The 16,774-nt window shown below is 68.1% G+C and carries 13 protein-coding genes; 11 read left to right on the forward strand and 2 right to left on the reverse strand.

The window, feature by feature from the left end; translation table 11 throughout:
* Positions 1-53: 53 nt before the first annotated feature.
* From ACZ6R6_RS05970 to ACZ6R6_RS05995, 6 genes are all read left to right on the forward strand, one after another.
* The gene (locus tag ACZ6R6_RS05970) at positions 54-341 is read left to right on the forward strand and encodes a transposase (protein WP_470090550.1); all 288 of its coding nucleotides are present in this window, start codon (positions 54-56) and stop codon (positions 339-341) included.
* Between the two features lie 214 nt (positions 342-555).
* The gene (locus ACZ6R6_RS05975) at positions 556-843 is read left to right on the forward strand and encodes a hypothetical protein (RefSeq protein WP_470090552.1); all 288 of its coding nucleotides are present in this window, start codon (positions 556-558) and stop codon (positions 841-843) included.
* Positions 844-931: 88 nt separating this feature from the next.
* The gene (locus ACZ6R6_RS05980) at positions 932-2,422 is read left to right on the forward strand and encodes a hypothetical protein (RefSeq protein ID WP_470090553.1); all 1,491 of its coding nucleotides are present in this window, start codon (positions 932-934) and stop codon (positions 2,420-2,422) included.
* Positions 2,419-3,243, forward strand: coding sequence for a hypothetical protein (locus ACZ6R6_RS05985; RefSeq protein ID WP_470090555.1), 825 nt, complete (start codon positions 2,419-2,421; stop codon positions 3,241-3,243). Before ACZ6R6_RS05980 ends, ACZ6R6_RS05985 begins: the two co-directional genes overlap by 4 nt.
* Positions 3,244-3,249: 6 nt before the next feature.
* A complete protein-coding gene (locus ACZ6R6_RS05990; protein WP_470090556.1) occupies positions 3,250-7,746 on the forward strand; it encodes a coiled-coil domain-containing protein in 4,497 nt (1,498 codons plus the stop codon).
* Positions 7,743-8,828, forward strand: a complete 1,086-nt coding sequence (locus ACZ6R6_RS05995; protein WP_470090558.1) for a Wadjet anti-phage system protein JetD domain-containing protein — start codon at positions 7,743-7,745, stop codon at positions 8,826-8,828. The genes ACZ6R6_RS05990 and ACZ6R6_RS05995 overlap by 4 nt, the downstream gene beginning before the upstream one ends.
* Before the next feature lie 517 nt (positions 8,829-9,345).
* Here the strand turns inward: ACZ6R6_RS05995 and ACZ6R6_RS06000 are convergent.
* Positions 9,346-9,834, reverse strand: coding sequence for an NUDIX domain-containing protein (locus ACZ6R6_RS06000; RefSeq protein WP_470090560.1), 489 nt, complete (start codon positions 9,832-9,834; stop codon positions 9,346-9,348).
* A gap of 344 nt (positions 9,835-10,178) precedes the next feature.
* Entirely contained in the window at positions 10,179-10,682 is a 504-nt protein-coding gene (locus tag ACZ6R6_RS06005) for an OsmC family protein (RefSeq protein ID WP_470090562.1), read from the reverse strand.
* Positions 10,683-11,615: 933 nt separating this feature from the next.
* Between ACZ6R6_RS06005 and ACZ6R6_RS06010 the strand changes: the two genes are divergently transcribed.
* The 5 genes from ACZ6R6_RS06010 to ACZ6R6_RS06030 all read left to right on the forward strand — a co-directional run bounded on the left by ACZ6R6_RS06010 (position 11,616) and on the right by ACZ6R6_RS06030 (position 16,769).
* On the forward strand, positions 11,616-12,200 hold the full coding sequence (locus ACZ6R6_RS06010) for a hemerythrin domain-containing protein (RefSeq protein WP_470090563.1): 585 nt from the start codon (positions 11,616-11,618) through the stop codon (positions 12,198-12,200).
* 184 nt (positions 12,201-12,384) lie between these two features.
* Positions 12,385-13,053, forward strand: coding sequence for a YqjF family protein (locus tag ACZ6R6_RS06015; RefSeq protein ID WP_470090565.1), 669 nt, complete (start codon positions 12,385-12,387; stop codon positions 13,051-13,053).
* Positions 13,054-13,241: 188 nt separating this feature from the next.
* The gene (locus ACZ6R6_RS06020) at positions 13,242-14,492 is read left to right on the forward strand and encodes a PP2C family protein-serine/threonine phosphatase (RefSeq protein WP_470090566.1); all 1,251 of its coding nucleotides are present in this window, start codon (positions 13,242-13,244) and stop codon (positions 14,490-14,492) included.
* A 597-nt stretch (positions 14,493-15,089) separates the two neighbouring features.
* Positions 15,090-15,509 carry an ester cyclase gene (locus ACZ6R6_RS06025; RefSeq protein WP_470090568.1) on the forward strand — a complete coding sequence of 140 codons (420 nt, stop codon included), beginning with the start codon at positions 15,090-15,092 and terminating at the stop codon, positions 15,507-15,509.
* Positions 15,510-15,719: 210 nt separating this feature from the next.
* Positions 15,720-16,769 (forward strand): iron-siderophore ABC transporter substrate-binding protein, encoded by a 1,050-nt coding sequence (locus ACZ6R6_RS06030; protein ID WP_470090570.1) that lies wholly within the window; start codon positions 15,720-15,722, stop codon positions 16,767-16,769.
* The last annotated feature ends 5 nt before the right edge of the window (positions 16,770-16,774 follow it).

A 16,774-nucleotide genomic window follows, 5' to 3' on the forward strand; every position in this document is an offset into this window, starting at 1 on the left:
ATCGCAGTGCGATCTAATGAATCTGGAGCGTTATGCCGGGCTGGTGGGCTTGGATGCGCTGGGCTGGCGGCGTGAGCGGGCGCACGCCGTATCCGAGCGACTTATCCGACGAGCGGTGGGCCTTGATCGAGCCGGTCATCACGGCGTGGAAGGCCGCACACCCCTCGGTTAGTGGCCGTCAGGGCGGCTACGCGATGCGGGAGATCGTCAACGCGACCCTCTACCGGGGCCGGACCGGGTCGCGGCCGCCACACCGCCCGGCAGCGTTCGTACGGCCCTGGTCGACCAGGGATTTAAGGGTTCGGTCGTCACCCACGGCGCCATCCACGGCATCGACGTGAAAATTGTTGAGCGTAACCCCGCTGACCAGGGGTCCGTCCCCCAGCCCAAGCGATGGGTGGTGGAGCAGACCTACGGCACGCTGGTCTTGCACCGCCACCTTGTGCGTGACTGCGAACACCATCCCACCAGATCCGAATCACGCGTGTACTGGGCGATGGCCGATGTGATGGCCCGCCGCTTGACCGGCGCCTTTCGCCCATCCGGGCGTCCCGCATGACCCGACAGGACCCCGACCGGCACCTGCTGGACCGGGTCGACGCGCGCGAGACGGCTTTGACCTGCGAGATCGAACAGACACGAGCCCAGATCGACGACCTGACCGCCAAACTACGTGAACTCGACGAGGCCATTGATCACCTGCGGATCACTCGCAGAACCCTTCTCCAACTCGCCGATGAGCCCGATCCGGCACTCGAATCGCCAGCACCGGCTCCCGTAATCCCGAACACCCCGCCTAGCAGCAGATCCTCAAGGGACATCAACTCGCGAACCGTCCTCTGATACCTACACATGTTTGCATTCCGGCCCGACGGCGCTGAACGATCTTGATCATCGTGGGCTGCGCTGGCTGGCGGGGGAAGGAACTCACATGTTTGAAGCAGCAGTTCGTGGCCGCGACACACTGGGGCTGGCCACGCGTGTGAAGGCACTCGCCGTCGCTGACCCGGTCCTCGACCTCGAGCGCCGGAAGCCATTGCTCACGTCGCGAGACTGGGGCGGCTACCAGATGGAGGAGCTGGCGCTCACAGCTATTGACACCGTCACTTTGAAGATGGACTTCGATGACGGCGCTCGTCACGACGATGTTGTGGCGGCGGTGGCGCGCGTCGCGGAGCTTCAGATGCCGGACCGCAGTAGCGACGAACACGCCGATGTAGCCCGCTGGGTCCTGGACAGCCTGGTGAACGTCGGGACAGTCGACCGCGACTTCAGCCACATCTATGGCCTCGCCTTAGACGGCAGGTATGTCTCGCATAGTTTCTCCTTCAAGCTTTTGCGTGAAGTCGCCGGGCATGATGGCCGGCCACGACTCCGTGCCTCCAATGAGGCGATCGCAGTGCTAGTCGGCGCGGTGGACATCGACATCGCTTCTGAACAGGTTGCCGCCGACGCCAAGCTGGAAGCCCTGGTGAGACGTGGGCGGCTGACTGATGCCTATCGCGCTGCGGAGATGGCGTTGCGCCGCACGGTGCAGTACGCCGAGTACATCCGTACGCGGCTGGAGGGGATGCGCCGGGATGTCCGCTCGGTGGACTGGGTCCGTGACGTGCAGCGGATGCAGACAGAGGCGCTGGAGCACATCGAGGATCGCATCAACGCCGAGAGCACCATCAAGAACAACTTGGTCCGGATGATGGATAACAGCACCGAGGACGCCACCCCGGCTCAGGCCGCCGAACTGATCGCGATTCTTGGTGAGTGTCTGCGCAGGCACGCGACACTGCAGGCGAACCTACAGGAAGTCGGTGAACGGTTTCGTGCCGAGCAAGAACGGCAAACCTTTGTACCGCCCCCAAGCCGCTCCTACATCGACCTCGAGCACCAACTACTGGAGCCAGCCTTGGAGCTGCCGATACGGCAGGCCCTTCCGCTGTTGGACAGGTTCGCTACGGCGGCTACGCCGCCGCGCCGACCTGCAATCGTCTACCTCCCGGACTTGATCACCGGCTTGATGACGCTGCCGACCGAGCACGATGGCGAAGACGACCTGATCGTCGAGCCCGAGTTCGGCGATGCCAAAGACGTCTTGGTGTTCTCCAGTGAGCAGTACGCAGCTGTCGAATCACTGCTGGCACATGCAGACGCCGACGGCGTTCGCCTATCCAAGCTTCTGAAGGCGGCGCGCCGCCATAATGTCGCGACGGCCGGTCGAGAGGAACTCGATCATCTGCTGGCCCTCCACGTGCTGGGGCTGTTCGGGGCGCCACGTTACGACCCCGAGCACCGCCTGATGCTGACCGCACTGGCAGACGAAAGTGAGCTGTACGACGAGGTGTTCGCCGGGAACGACCTGCTGGTGATACGTGGCCCGGCGTTCGCTGTCCCACCAATCGAGGACCGTCTGAACGGGGCCGTATGATCGACTTCGCGGACATAGCCACAGTGAGCAGGCTGCTCGCATTCGGATTCCAGCCCGGGCTAACGCCCCGGCGCAACGCTGAGTACGCCGCATTGGTGAGTCGCTACCGCACCGATCCGGCGTTCGCACAGCTGCTACACGCCACTGCGCGCGGCTTCGACCTGACCGTCATCGCGATCAGCCCACGGGCTGGGCTCGTGCTCGGGGCGACCGCAGAAACGCAATTTGCAGTCAGCATCGCCGACCACATCCGGCAGCCCGCCGACCGGCCGATCGCGGCGCTGACCCACCTGGCCATAGCCGCGCTCGCCTACCACCGGCCTGAAGATCTGGACGATGAAGCCCATGTCGGCCGAGTCACAGTCCGCCACGTCGACGAGATGGTCGAGCAGGTGGCCAAGGAGCTGGAGCGCCGCGCGGTCGAGGCCGACGAGGAGGACGGTGTTCCGATCGACCACCCGGATCTGGTCCAACTGTGGCGCTACTACCAGCGACGCAACCCAGTGGCTCCCACCGGGGACGCCCGAGCCCACTCCAAGAGCAGACACGCGATCATCAAGCGGGTCGCCGAGTACCTGGCGGACAACGGCATGCTCCGGCGCGCGGGCAACGAGAACGGCGGCACCTACACCACCACGGCCCGGTACCAGATCCAGGTGCGAGAACTGGCCGGGCAGCAGATGCTTGGCGAGCTGGCCGCGCTCGGGGTCACCGTCGGCCCGGACGGTAAGCCCGCGTTCAACAGCTCGGATATCGAATCCGCTGGTGCGGCCGACACCGTAGCGTCCCCCGTCCTTGCGCCGACTGAGCCGAGAGCCTGATCCGCGATGTACGAGCTGAACCGCGTCCGCTTATACAACATCGGCCCGATCGGGGCCCGCTATGACGACGTCCTGCTGGACCTGTCCGGCGGAGGCCCACGTATCCCGGCCAACACCCTGATGCCCTCACCTGGCCAGCTGTTCCGGCGTCCGGCTCTGGCGACGCTGCTGGTGCTGGAGAATGGCGGCGGAAAGTCCGTGTTCATTCGGATGCTGCTGTCCACGGTGCTTCCTGATCGGCAGTCCCGCAAAGGCCGCGAAGCGTTGCGGGCATATGTCGTGTCCGCGGCAGCCCCATCCCATGTGGCCATGGAATGGGTGAATGTTCGCACCGGTGAGACGCTGGTGACCGGCCAGGTACTGTCACCGTCCGCAGACGGCAAGGTCGAGCGGCTGTTCTACTCCCTTACTCCCAACGGCGTCACGACCCTGGCCACGCTGCCGTTCGCCGAGGGCCGACGGCGGCTGCCAATGAACGCTTTCCACGACGCGCTCAAACGGCTGGACGCCGCCGACAAGTCGCTGCACGTGGAGATCGAGAAACGGCAGGGCGAGTGGGAGAACCACCTGCGCCGGCTCGGCTTGGAGCCGGACCTGTTCGCGGTGCAGCAAGCGATGAACGTCGACGAGGGCGACGCGGCCGAGGCATTCAAGATCGCCACCGGTCGGCAGTTCGTTGAGTGGCTGCTGAGCAAGGCCCTGGACACCGAGAGCTTCACCGAACTGGGCAACGCCTTCAGCGCCTACGCCAAGAATATTGGGCGACGCGAGCAGCTGCTACTGGACCGCGACTTCTCCATTGCTACGGCGGCAGCCGCTCAGGACCTCGCATCCCGGCACACCGGGCAGGTTGCGGCGACCAAGGCCGCCCAGACAGCCGCAGCAGCCTTGGCGCAATTCGCCGCTGAGGTGCGGGAGTCAGTTCAGTGTTCGGAGGAGGTGCTGTGCACGTACCGCGAGGACCTGACAACCGCGAAAAGTAACGCTGTAGGACGACAACGGATACGCAATGAGGCCGACCTGACCCACAAGGAAATACGCCGCAGAACTCTGCTCCTCCGCTGCAACGAAGCGCGCACCAGAGCCAAGGAGGCTGGGCAGCGGCTCACCGGCTGGCGCACGGAACTCGCTGCATGGACGCTCGTTCCCAAGGTACTGAAAACCGCCGCCGCGCATGAGAGGTACCGGGTCGCCAGTGAGCTGTTGGATGCCGCCGAACAGGCCGCGGGAGCTGCCCGGCTACGTCGCGATCAGGCCGGGGCTCGGTTCGCCAGCGCCCTTCAGAGTGCTGTGCAACGTTGCACCACACGGGGGGACAATCTCACCCATAAAGGCGCGAAGGACAAGTCGGATGCGGTCGAGGCCGAACGCCGCGCCGGGGAGGACGAACGACAAGCAACCTCGAACACCGTCCGTGCCGAGCTGCTGGCCAAACAGGTCAAAGACATGGACTTCCGCGTCGAGGCGATGCGGGAACAAGGCATCCTTCAGGAAGGCGAATCCGTCCCCGAAGCCAACGCCCGGCTGCGTAGCCAGGCCGAGAAAAGCACGGCAAAAGCGACACAGGAACGTGAGATCAACAAACAACTCAAGCTGAAGGCCCGCCGACTCGACGAGGCCGCGAACCAGTCGATCGAACCCGAGGTGAAGACCCGACAGGCAGCCGAGGCCGCGATACGGGCGGTCGAGGACATGGAAACCGCCGCACGGAGGCTCACCGCAGGGACACTGTTGCGCGAACTCGCCGAACTCGACGGCGACGAGGAAGTCCCTGACGGCGACCCCTCCCTGTGGCTGGAGGCGAACGCGCCCGCGCTGCGTGACCTGGCCGCCGCGGCGCAGGGATCGGCCGAGGACAGGCTGGACGCGCTGACAGCCGAAAACCGAGCGGATCAGCGGCTGATCGAGGCGCTCACCATCGAAGACGAAGCGCTCATGCCGCCGCGCCAGGCGGTCGAGGACCTGCTGGGGCTGTTGGCAGACTACGGGGTCATCGCGACCGCAGGCTGGCGGGCGCTGGAACAGCTGGTGAACCCCCGGCTGCACGCCGAGGCCATCCAGACCCACCCCGCGCTGGTCGACGGCATCGTGGTGGCCGACCAGGCCACCTTGGAGAAGGCGCGGGCGGTACTGGCCGAGGCGCGCCTGCTGCCGCCGGCGGCGGTGCTCGTCGCCACCCCCGAGGCGCTGGAGGGGGGACCTGAGAAATCGGGAATTGGATTCGTCGTGGAGCCGACACCCGCCTTGCATGATCCGAAAGCCGCCGCCAAGCTGCGGGAACAGGCCGAGGCGCGGATCGAAGGCCGCAGTCATGCCCTCCGCGAACTCACCGAACGCCGGACAGCGGCCTTCCATCTGGGCTACCAGCTCGACAATTGGCTTCAGGACCACCCGGCGGACGACGCCGGGCGGCTGCGATCTACGGCAGAAGGAGCGTTGGCTGCCGCGGCCGAGGCCAAGTCCATACTCGATGCCGCCCGCGATGCGCACACGCAGGCCGTTGACGCCCTCGACGAGCATTCCGTTGTGGTCACGGATGCCGAGGAGACCGCCGCCGACGATGTCCGCATCGCTGAGTCCTTCGAGCGGCTCGCTATAGATGTCGTCGAGACCGACAAGAATCGGCTCGAAATCGACAAACTCGAAGCGGAAGCCGAAAGGCATCGTGCGGCAGCCCAAGAGTTCCGTGAAGAAGCCGAGCGGCTGCGCAACCGAGTCACCGAGTACGCGGTGCAAGCTGAGTCGCTCCACCGTGACGCCGCCTCGTACACCGATCGGCTCAAGAAAGTCGTCTATGGGAATCAGCCGCTCAACCCCGGCGCGGATGAAGCTGACCTGGCCGCGTTGGAGATCGCCTATCAAGAAGCCGTAGACGGCTTTCGGGCCGTAGAAGTCGGCGAGGACCTACGGCGGCGCGTTGACGAAGCACAGAAGGAAGCTTCAGATCTCGATGCGGAACTACTCGGCGAACCAGCTGACGTCGTGGCCCAGGCTCGAACGCTGGCAAGCTCCTCAGACGCTGGCAGCTCCGAATCCCTCGATGCCACGAAGCGGCGGCTTAGCCGGGCCGTCGAGACAGTGGAGGCCGAACATGACAGGCTGACCAAGCAGATCGGCCAACTGCAAGCGGAAGTCTCTTCAGCAAGCCAGCGAAACGGGATGCCATGGACCAACCTGAACGCGGACCAGACGCCATCGAACCCTGCTAAAGGCGTGCTGCTCATCGAGCAGGCAGTTGCCGCGCTAACCGACGCTGAGGCCCTGCTTAAGGCAGCTTCTGAGTCAGAACAAGCCGCCGAGCGCAAGCTTCGCAATGCCGAAGCTGCGGCCCGCGAGATGATGGCCGTCCACCGCGGCCTTGCCTCCGCAGTCCGCAAGCTGAAGCTTCCGTCCGGCTGCGGACCGTTCGCGAGAACCGCCGAGGAAGCGCAGCAGGCTGCCGATGACGCGATTGAGGCACACGGTAGGGCGTCCGACCAGCTGCGCGAAGCGAGCCAGGCCGTGGACGATGCTGTCATCGCCTTCCGCGAAACCGCCAACCAGACCCGGTTCGGCAGGCTCAAGGCGCCGATCTACAAGCAGCTTACCGAGATCGATAAAGCATCGCTGGTCGAGCGCGCCGACCAGTGGGCGGTCCAGCTGACAGGGCGAGCCGCGAGCCTAACCACCGACCTGGAGAGTTCTGAGCGCCACCGGAAACTGCTGATCGACCAGCTTAAGCACCACACCGGCGAGGCGCTAGCCCTGCTGGAGAAGGCCGAGCGGCTTTCCCGGCTTCCCGAGGGCGCCGAGGTGTGGGCCGGACGCAGGGTCCTGAAGATTGGCTTCGCCAAGCCGGAACCGCAGGTCCTAGCAGTGCGGATCACCGAGACCCTGGACGAGAACGCCCGCACCCAGCCGAACCTGCCCGGGCGGGATCTGGTGCTGCGATGTGTCGGGGCTGCGGTACCGCGTGAATTCAAGGTGGAGATCCTCAAGCCTGACTCCACAGGCCGCGCCGAATACGCGTCGATCAGTGAGATGGGCAAGATTTTCTCCGGCGGCCAGGAGCTCACTGGCGCGATCATGCTGTATTGCACACTGGCCGCACTGCGCAATAGCACCCGAACCGGAACCCGCAGCAGCAGCCGCTTGGGCGGGATGCTGATCCTGGACAACCCGATCGGCAAGGCCAGTGCCGACTACCTGCTGAGCTTGCAGATGAACATGGCCGCCGCGCTCGGTGTCCAGTTGATCTACACCACCGGGAACATGGAAGACCGGGTCCTGGCTACGTTCCCACTGTGCATCCGGCTGCGAAACGACGCCGATCAGCGCACCGGGATGCGGTATCTGCACGTCACCGATCGTGTCGTCGGCCAGACACTGCCGGACGAGGACGATGTCACCGGCCGAATCTCTGCCGCGCGGTTATTGGTGAAACCGCGCGAGCCCGATGCCACGCCCGATGCCGGCGGAAAGGTACGGCAGGGGAGCTACGACGAGATGGCCGACGACCGGTGAGCGACGGCCGCGGTGACGAGGAGGCCGAGCGGCAACCGCTGTCGGAATCGGCGGCTTCGCTGTCAGCGTTCCTGAACTCGATGACGGAACGCCGCGCCGAGCAGGCCGCGATCCTCGCGGCTTTCGTTCAGGCATGCCCAGGTACAGCCGGGACTACGCAAGGCCGCCCCGTTCTGTCCGTACTTCTCGATGAACTCGCCGACCATCACCTGGTGGAGCTACCGCGCGGTCGTGACGGATGGGACGACGCACAGCCACCGCTACCACGCTGGCTCCGTCTGCCGCTGCCGCCGCCGAAGGCTCACCCCATGCGCGCGACAGCGCCTGTCGTTTGGCGTCGCGAGCTTTCCTGGGCAGGGACAGACCAACTGACCACTACGCAGATCGAGGCCCTCAAGACGATCAATCGGTGGCTGCGCGACACCGACGGGGACGACGACCGGCGGACTGTCGTACCCATGCGCGAGCGCTCCCTGGAGATCTTCGGTGATGAGAAGCGCCTCGATGCGCTTACAGCCACCACCTTGTTCGCGCCCGGCCGCCTTACCCTGGCTACCCTGTTCGCCGAGCGGATCCCACCGCCCCTGGCCTATGAACGCGTCGGCGACGGCGGCATCGTCCTGGTGATCGAGAACAGCGACACCTTCGAAACCATCGGCTCACTGCTGGCCAGCAACTGCGGGCAGGTTGGTTACGTGGCGTTCGGCGGCGGCCACGCCTTCGAGGCGTCCGTTGCCCGCATTGGGAAACTGGCCGGTGTGACGGACATCGCCTACTACGGCGATCTTGACGATGATGGGCTGACCATCCCGCAGCGGGCCAACGTGTCCGCCACAGCTTCGGAACTCCCGCCAGTCCGTCCCGCCGCCGGCCTCTACCGGCTTCTTATCCAACAAGACGTCCGAGGGCCCGCTCCGAAACGGGTCGATCCGCTCGTCGCCGAACGACGCGTCTCTTGGCTGCCCACTACCGTCCGGCGCCAGGCAGCTGACATCCTTGCCGCCGGGGGGCGACTGGCTCAGGAAGCCACTGGAGCAGTGCTGCTACGATGCGACGATTCATGGCGCGACGATCTACGATGAACGCATGTAGGTCGTACAAGCAGTACGCGAGCCGATCACGATTCTGATCCGCTCCAGCGCATGGGTGACGTCCACCCCGGTCATCTGAAATAAATGTAATCCAGTTGAACGGGGCGGGGCGGCCGCATGTCTACCACCCGAGAGAGTCGCCGACGGTCAAGCCTGTCGGCGAGCTCGATCCACCCTTCCGGCACGCAGGACGATCAGGAGTTGCCGATCATGGTCCAGAACGTAGCGAGCCGTGGCGCGGAGCGCGGCTCGCACTCCTGGCCTTGACCGTCAGTGCTTCCAATCGGGTCAAAAATCGATCTGTGCATGATGTCGCAAGCCGTACGGCAAAGCCGCCTTTACGCTGTAGATCCCTATTTGAGGCTTTCGCCGGCGAGCCGGTCAATCGTGGCCAGGCAGACCTCGCAGCTGTCGTCTGGCAGCGGCATGTCCGGCTCGGGAACGGGTGGCCGCACCCCATCGTGAACTGCGGCGGCCTGGGCCGTCTGCTGGCTGGGGCCGCGCCGGGTCACCGGGGGCTGAAGTATTCCGCCACGATCCGGGTGTGCAGCGGGAACGCCAGCTCCCGCGGCCCGTCGATCAGCAACCACTCCGTCGTCTCGGCCGTGGGCGCGACCGGTGGGAGGGCTGCCGAGCCGATCCGCGGCCCCACGGCGAAGATCAGCACGGTGCCGTCGGGAGCGCTGAGCACGTCGAACAGCCGGACGTCGTCCGCGTCGACGACGACACCCGTCTCCTCCCGGAGCTCTCGGACGGACGCCTGCTGCCAGGACTCGCCCATGTCGATGAAGCCGCCGGGCAGGGCGAGCCCGCCACGGTGCGGTTCGATGTCACGGCGGACCACGAGCAGGCTGTCGTCCACCGGCAGCACCATCACCGCGACCGGCAGCGGGTTGAGGTAGACGGTGTTCCGGCAGGCGGAGCAGGTCCGCGGCCAAGCCTGGCCGGAGGCGAACGCCTCACCACAGAAGGAGCAGTGCGAGTTCCTGACCGTCACGCCTGTGAGACTAGACCAGAGCGCGGCCCTGCCACGCTTCGGGCGCCTTTCCCGTTGCCCTGCGGGCCCGAGAGGGGTCGCCCGCCCTGCCTGAGAGGGGTCGCGGACGGGGTTGGCGCGGGTACGGCCGCACGGCCGCCCTCGCCCCCCTTTCACCGGCGGATGGGTACGGGTCCCATACGGGAGCCTCCGCAGACCTGACGGATCCTTGATCTCGCGATGCCCGGACGGGAGCCGGGAAGCGGGAGACGATACGGGATCGCGCCCGGCCGGTCAGGGAGACCACTGAGGCGGAAGGGACGGAGGGTCTTGTCCGTCACCGGTGCTCCCGGGCCGTGGACGGCTCAGGCCAGGGTCATGACGCACGGGACGGGCAGGCGCAGGGACTGCGCGACGACGCAGTACCGTTCGGTCAGCTCGATCAGCCGCGTCCGCTGCTCCTGGGTGAGGTCGCCCTCGAGCTCGAAACTGAGCCGTATCCCCGCGAAACCCACCGGGGCGTCCTTGCTGACGCCGAGCGTGCCACGGAAGTCCAGATCGCCCTCGGCCCGGACGGAGCCCCCGCGGACCGGATAGTCCAGGGCGGTGGCCACCGCCCTCAGCGTCACTCCGGCGCAGGCCACCAGGGCTTCGAGCAGCATGTCGCCCGAGCAGGCGAGGGTGCCGTCGCCGCCGGTCGCCGGATGCAGTCCGGCGGCCGTGATCGCCTGTCCCGTCGAGACCTTGCACGCGATGCCCTGCTCCTCCAGGCGGCCTTCGGCGTGGAGTGTCACCACGGCGGATCCGGGATCCTCCCGATACTTGTCCTTCAGCGGCGCCTGCAGCGCCCGCAGCTCTCCGGGTCCCATGAATCCTCCGATCGCCGGGTCTTGCGCTGTCACCCCGCACCGACATCAACGACGCCGCGTCCGCCCGGATCCTCGCCCTGCCGTCCCAGCCTGTCCAGAGCTCACGGCGCTGTTCTCGCCAGGGACTCCGGACCGTGTACCGTCCGGACCCCATACCCGGCGAACAGGCCCGGCATACCCTGGTGAACGGACCCGGCGTCCCAACCGTCCGCGACGTCAACGGGCCGCACGTCCACCCGGGAGCGCACGGCCGGCCTCTCGGCGGGTGAAGCTGGCGCGGTAGGCGCCGGGGCTGACGCCGAGGCGCCTCAGCAGGTGCTGGCGCAGCGAGTCGGCGCTGCCCAGGCCGCTCTGCCGGGCCACCGCGTCGGCGACCGCCGTGCCGCTCCCCCGAGCCGGTGACCATCACGGTGTCCGCTCCGGCCACCGCGTCCAGGCCGTGGCGGACCACCACGTCCAAGCTGTAGGCGCCGGTGACGACCCCCGGCTCGGCGGCGCAGACGACCACTCGTGGGGCAGAGCCTGGCACGTTCCGTCCACAGTGATCACCGTACGGGAGCTCGGGGCCCGCCTGGCCTCCCTGACCGGGGCGCCGGAGCCGAAGCTGGCGAGCCTGCCCCTGGACCCTGGAGGAGATCCACCACCTGGCCCTCAGCGACCCGATCATGGCGGAGGTTCCGAGAAGCAGTACCTCTACCGGCGCCCCTTCGTCCTGGACTCATCCCTGACCGAGCGGACCTTAGGCTTCGGACCGGCCCCACTTGACCAGGCCCTCGTCGAGATGGCCGGGCGGTAGGCCGGCGGCGGACCCCGACCACCGGGAAGCGGCCTCTGCGGGCCACGGGTAAAGACGGATTCACCTGAACGATGGGACGCACGGACAGATAGGCGGGACCGGTCGGGGTAGGGCGACTCGCATGAAGGGAAAACCCCATGAGTGATCGCCGGACCGCCCCTGAGTTGATGGGCGAGAACGACGTCGTGGACCTGTTGCTGCGACAGCACGCACTTATCCGGGACCTTTTCGACGAGGTCGAGAACGCGCCCGCGGGCGAGCGCGCGGAGCCGTTCCAGCGGCTGGTGCGGCTGCTGGCCGTACATGAGACGGCCGAGGAGGAGATCGTCCACCCCTACGCCCGCCATAAGATCGACGGCGGTGACGCCGTCGTCGAGGACCGGCTGGCCGAGGAGAACGAGGCCAAGCGGCTCCTCGCCCGCATGGACAGGGCGGGGGCGGACGACCCGCGGTTCCTGGCCGATCTCACCGCGCTGCGCGCGGCGGTGACGGCCCACGCGCGTGCCGAGGAGCGCTACGAGTTCGCCCAACTGCGCGCGCAGACCACCGAGGCCGAGCGCCGTGCGATGGCGGCCGCGGTGAAGGTCGCCGAGGCGTTGGCGCCGACCCACCCGCACCCGGGTGTCGAGTCGGCGACCATGAACCTGCTGGTCGGCACGCCGGTCGCGATCATGGACCGGGCCCGCGACGTGATCCGCAAGGCCATGGGCAAGGAGAGCTGACAGACCCCTCTCCGGGGCGGTACGGCCCGCGTCCCCGATCCACGTCGGGCGCGCGGGCCGGCCGCCGGGTGGTGAACCCGCCGGGCACCGCACTGGACCGTTCTCCCCGGGGTAGGGGCGTGGGATGCGAGCGACACGGTCCCCGCGGGGCATCCGGCCGGTGATGTACCACCAGTGGTCTCAGATGACCTTCGTTCACTGGCGCTACCCTTCCGCCCTGGTCCAGCCGTTGCTCCCCGACGGGCTCACGGTGGAGGAGTTCGACGGCTCGGCCTGGGTCGGCCTGACGCCCTTCCTCATGGAGAACGTGCGAGTGCCCGGAGCACCGGTGCTGCCGTGGCTGTCCACGTTTCCCGAGACGAACGTGCGCACGTACGTGAAGGACGCGTGGGGGCGGAGCGGCCTGTGGTTCCTGTCGCTGGACGCCGGGCGCCTCCTGCCCGTCGTCGGCGCCCGGGCCGGCTACCGGCTGCCCTACCACTGGTCCGACATGTCAGTGCGCGTCGAGGGCGGACGGCGCGTCTACCGCTGCCGGCGGCGCCGGCCCGGGGGCTCCGCCGGTGCCCGGTGCGACGCCGGCGTGGAGTGGGGCGCGCCGCTGGCCGGCTCCGAACGGGACGAGCTGACGGACTTCCTCACCGAACGCTACCGGCTGTTCACCGTCATCGGCGGCGGACTGGCCCACGCCGAGGTCGAGCACCGGCCGTGGCCGCTGCGCCGCGCCCGGCTGACACACCTCGACCAGGAGCTCCTCCAGGCGGGAGGGCTCACGGCCCCGGACCACGATCCGATCCTGCACGCCTCTCCCGGAGTACGGGTACGGGTGGGAATGTGGAGCAGGAGCCGGCCGTAGTGCCTGACCTCTTGAGGCGGGAGTGCCGGGCCATCGCCACGGAGCGGGATCAGAGGCCCATGGGCCGGTAAAGCGCCGCCTCCGGTCGTTTTGCGATCTGCGTTCCAGACTTACCCGGGGTGAACAATCGTCTTTGTACGGGGGCCGTCGGCGGACGCAGGTGGTCGTGTGCAGGCGGAGGTGATGTCGTGAACACCCAACGTGGCACGGTACGGATGCTGAGCGGACTGCTGGACGCCAGCCATCTGATCGCGCTGGAGCGGCTGCCGTCCCTGGTCGCCGAGCACGCCGCCCACGCCGGCCTGGACGAGGTGCTGATCTACCTGGCCGACCTGCAGCAGAACGTGCTGCGTCTGCTGACCGGCTGTGGTGAGGACGCCGGCGGGCAGGGTGGGGAGAGCGGCCAGGAGACAGCCGGGCGGATCGACGAGCTGCAGATCGACGGGACGCTGGCCGGACGGGCTTTCCAGCAGATGGAGGTGCTTGCCCGGTCCGGCGCCGGCGGCGAGGCCGGTCACTGGTGGGTGCCGCTGCTGGACGGCACCGAGCGCCTCGGGGTGCTGCGCGTCAGCGCCTCCGACGCCGACGAGGCGACCCGGGAGGCGATGCGGGCCCTGGCCTCGCTGGTGGCGCTGCTGGTGGTCAGCAAACGCCCCTACAGCGACTCCTACGCCCGACTGGTGCGCACCCGGCCGATGCACGTGGCCGCGGAGATGCAGTGGAACCTGATGCCGCCGCTGACCTTCGCCAACGCCGAGGTGGTGATCAGCGCGGCCCTGGAGCCGGCGTACGAGGTCGGTGGGGACGCCTTCGACTACGCCATCGCCGGCGACGTCGTGCATCTGGGGATCTTCGACGCGATGGGCCACGACGTCTCGGCCGGGCTGACCGCGAGCCTGGCCGTGGCCGCCTGCCGCAACAACCGGCGCCGGGGAGCCGGCCTGGCCGAGAACAGCGAGATGATCGAGGCCGTCCTGATCTCCGAGTTCGGCCGGGCGACCCGGTTCGTCACCGCGATCCTGGCCGACCTGGACACCTCCACCGGAGTGCTGAGCTGGGTCAACCGCGGCCACCATCCGCCGGTGGTGATCCGGGGCGGCCGGTGGATCACCATGCTGGCCTGCCGGCCCGCCCACCCCCTGGGCCTGGACCTGGGCATCCCGGTCACCTTGTGCCGCCAGCAGCTGGAGCCCGGTGACCGGCTGCTGCTCTACACCGACGGCATCACCGAGGCCCGCAACGCCTCCGGGCAGGAGTTCGGCCTGGAGCGCTTCGTCGACTTCATCATCCGCCGCACCGCCGACGGCCTGCCGGTCCCCGAGACCCTGCGCCGTCTCAATCACAGCGTGCTCGACTACCACGACGGCCGGCTCCAGGACGACGCCACCGTCGTGCTGACCGAATGGCACGGCACCGCCCAACGCCGGCTGCGCATGTGACGGGCCCGGCGTCCCCGGCACGGCGCGCCGGCCCTGTGTCTTCACGCTTTCCGGGGCGGGTTTCCGCGGCCGAGGAAGGTCACTCGTTCACCGTCTCGGCGGCGGCCCGGCCCGCGGAGCCGTGCCCGCCGCCGGGCACATCCAGCGACCTGCGGGCCGCCTCGACCGGCGGCGGCAGCCTGCGGCGGCCCGCCAGCGCCGCGGGCAGCCTGGGGACGGCCTCCCACAGCCCCCGCCGCCCCGTGGGGCCAGCGCGCGGCGGCAGACGCCGTGCGCGCGACCACCGGCCACGGCCGCCGCAGGACGGCGGTGAGCACCGCGTTACGGACGGCGAGCACCTGCCTGCCGCGGGAGGGCGAGCGGAGCGTCCGTACAACCGGCATCTACCCCGCCGAACACTGAAAACGCCGCCGGCGGCCGGCGGACGCGCTGATGCCGACCGGACCACCCTGGTCATATGCTCGGGATTAGCGGGTTCCGTGAGGTGTTCGCATCAGCCGTCGTGCTGATCGGCGCAGCGGGCCTCCTTCGAGAGGCGGCCGGCCTGAGGGAGCAGCCGCGTCGCGGGCATCCACTCGCGGGGAGGAGGGCGACGCCATGACCGACGCCCGGCAGGTGCGCGACGGATACACCGCCGCGTTCAACGATCACGACCTGGACGCGCTGCTGCGCACCGTCAGCCCGACCGGGGTGACCGTCAGCCCGGAGGGCCTGTCCCAGGGGCGCGAAGAGCTCGCCTCGTACCTGGAACAGTTCTGGGAGGCATTTCCGGACGTCCGCGCAGTGGTCATGGAGTCGTTCGACGTCGGCGACGCGGCGATCGACGAGCTGCTGATGGTCGGCACCCACAAGGGACCGTACGTGTTGCCCGACGGCCGGGAGATCGCGGCGACGGGCCGCTCGGTGTCGCTGCGCTGCTGCTATGTCTGCGTGGTCGAGAACGGGCTCATCGTGAGCCTGCGCCTCTACTTCGATCAGTCGGAGTTGCACTCCCAGCTCGGTCTCCCCTCCGGGTGACCTCCCCCGCGGTCCCGGGGGACGGCCGGGCCGGGCCCGCGACATCGGGGCGGATTGAGGAGCGGAGATTAGATAGGTTAGTCTTACCTAACTTCGAAAGCTCGGGCTGCGACCCGCGCGGCCTCCCGCCTCGGCCCGATCCCCCGATCCAGCCGTCCCCCGCGGCGGCCGGGCGTGGCCGCGCGGCCCATGAAGCACAAGGATTCACCGATGCCGTTCAGGTTCGCCCGTGCGCGCCGCCATGCGCTCTCCCTCTCAGCAGTCGTCGCCGCGGCCGCCCTCGCCCTCGGCGGTTGCTCCGCGGCCGAGGAGAAGCCCGCCGCCGCGGCGCCGGCGGAGACCGGCGGCTCCGCGTTCCCGGTCACGATCGACAGCGCGCTGGGCCAGGCGAAGATCACCCAGCAGCCCCAGCGCGTCGTCACCCTCGGACAGGGGTCGGCCGAGACCGCGATCGCGCTCGGCTTCACGCCGGTGGGGATCGAGAGCTACGCCTGGGGCAGCGACAAGACCGGCTACCTGCCGTGGATCCACGAGGCGGTGACCAAGGCCGGCGGCACGCTGCCGAAGCAGTTCGCCGGCGGCGAGGACATCGACTTCGACACGATCGTCGAACTCGACCCGGACGTGATCCTGGCGCCCTGGTCCGGCATCACGAAGGAGCAGTACTCCGTCCTGTCGGGCATCGCGCCGACCGTGGCCTACCCGGACCTGCCGTGGAGCACGAACTGGGACCAGCAGATCGAGATCATCTCCAGGGCGCTGGGCAGGCCCGCCGAGGCCCAGCCGCTGATCTCGAAGGTCAGGAAGCAGCTCGCCGACGCGGCCGCGACCCGGCCCCAGTACAAGGACGTCACCTTCTCCTACATCTACACCACCGGCCCCGGCACCCTCGGCGTGTTCAAGCCCGAGGAGCAGCGGGTCGAGATGGTCTCCTCGCTCGGGCTCACCGTCGACCCCGTCGTGAACTCCTTCAAGGAGACCGAGGGCACCGACTCCGCCCTCATCGGCCTGGAGAACGCGCAGAAGCTCGCCGGCAGCGACCTGGTCTTCACCTTCTACACCGATGAGAAGACCCGCAAGGAGATCGAGGCGCAGAAGCTGTACGCGGCGATCCCCGCGGTCAAGCGCGGCGGCGTCGTCTCCAGCGACGACACCCCGTTCGTCACCGCGTCGTCGATCATCAACCCGCTCACCGTGCCGTGGGTGATCGACCGCTACCTGCCGCTGATCGACAAGGCCGTCGCCACCGTCGACCGCTGAGATCC

It is taken from the genome of Streptosporangium sp. NPDC048886 (genome assembly GCF_055586905.1).

Coding starts and splice junctions, on each gene's coding strand:
- ACZ6R6_RS05970 (WP_470090550.1), top strand. CDS start 54: ATGCGCTGGGCTGGCGGCGTGAGCGGGCGCACGCCGTATCCGAGCGAC.
- ACZ6R6_RS05975 (WP_470090552.1), top strand. CDS start 556: ATGACCCGACAGGACCCCGACCGGCACCTGCTGGACCGGGTCGACGCG.
- ACZ6R6_RS05980 (WP_470090553.1), top strand. CDS start 932: ATGTTTGAAGCAGCAGTTCGTGGCCGCGACACACTGGGGCTGGCCACG.
- ACZ6R6_RS05985 (WP_470090555.1), top strand. CDS start 2,419: ATGATCGACTTCGCGGACATAGCCACAGTGAGCAGGCTGCTCGCATTC.
- ACZ6R6_RS05990 (WP_470090556.1), top strand. CDS start 3,250: ATGTACGAGCTGAACCGCGTCCGCTTATACAACATCGGCCCGATCGGG.
- ACZ6R6_RS06005 (WP_470090562.1), bottom strand. CDS start 10,682: ATGGGACCCGGAGAGCTGCGGGCGCTGCAGGCGCCGCTGAAGGACAAG.
- ACZ6R6_RS06010 (WP_470090563.1), top strand. CDS start 11,616: ATGAGTGATCGCCGGACCGCCCCTGAGTTGATGGGCGAGAACGACGTC.
- ACZ6R6_RS06015 (WP_470090565.1), top strand. CDS start 12,385: ATGACCTTCGTTCACTGGCGCTACCCTTCCGCCCTGGTCCAGCCGTTG.
- ACZ6R6_RS06025 (WP_470090568.1), top strand. CDS start 15,090: ATGACCGACGCCCGGCAGGTGCGCGACGGATACACCGCCGCGTTCAAC.
- ACZ6R6_RS06030 (WP_470090570.1), top strand. CDS start 15,720: ATGCCGTTCAGGTTCGCCCGTGCGCGCCGCCATGCGCTCTCCCTCTCA.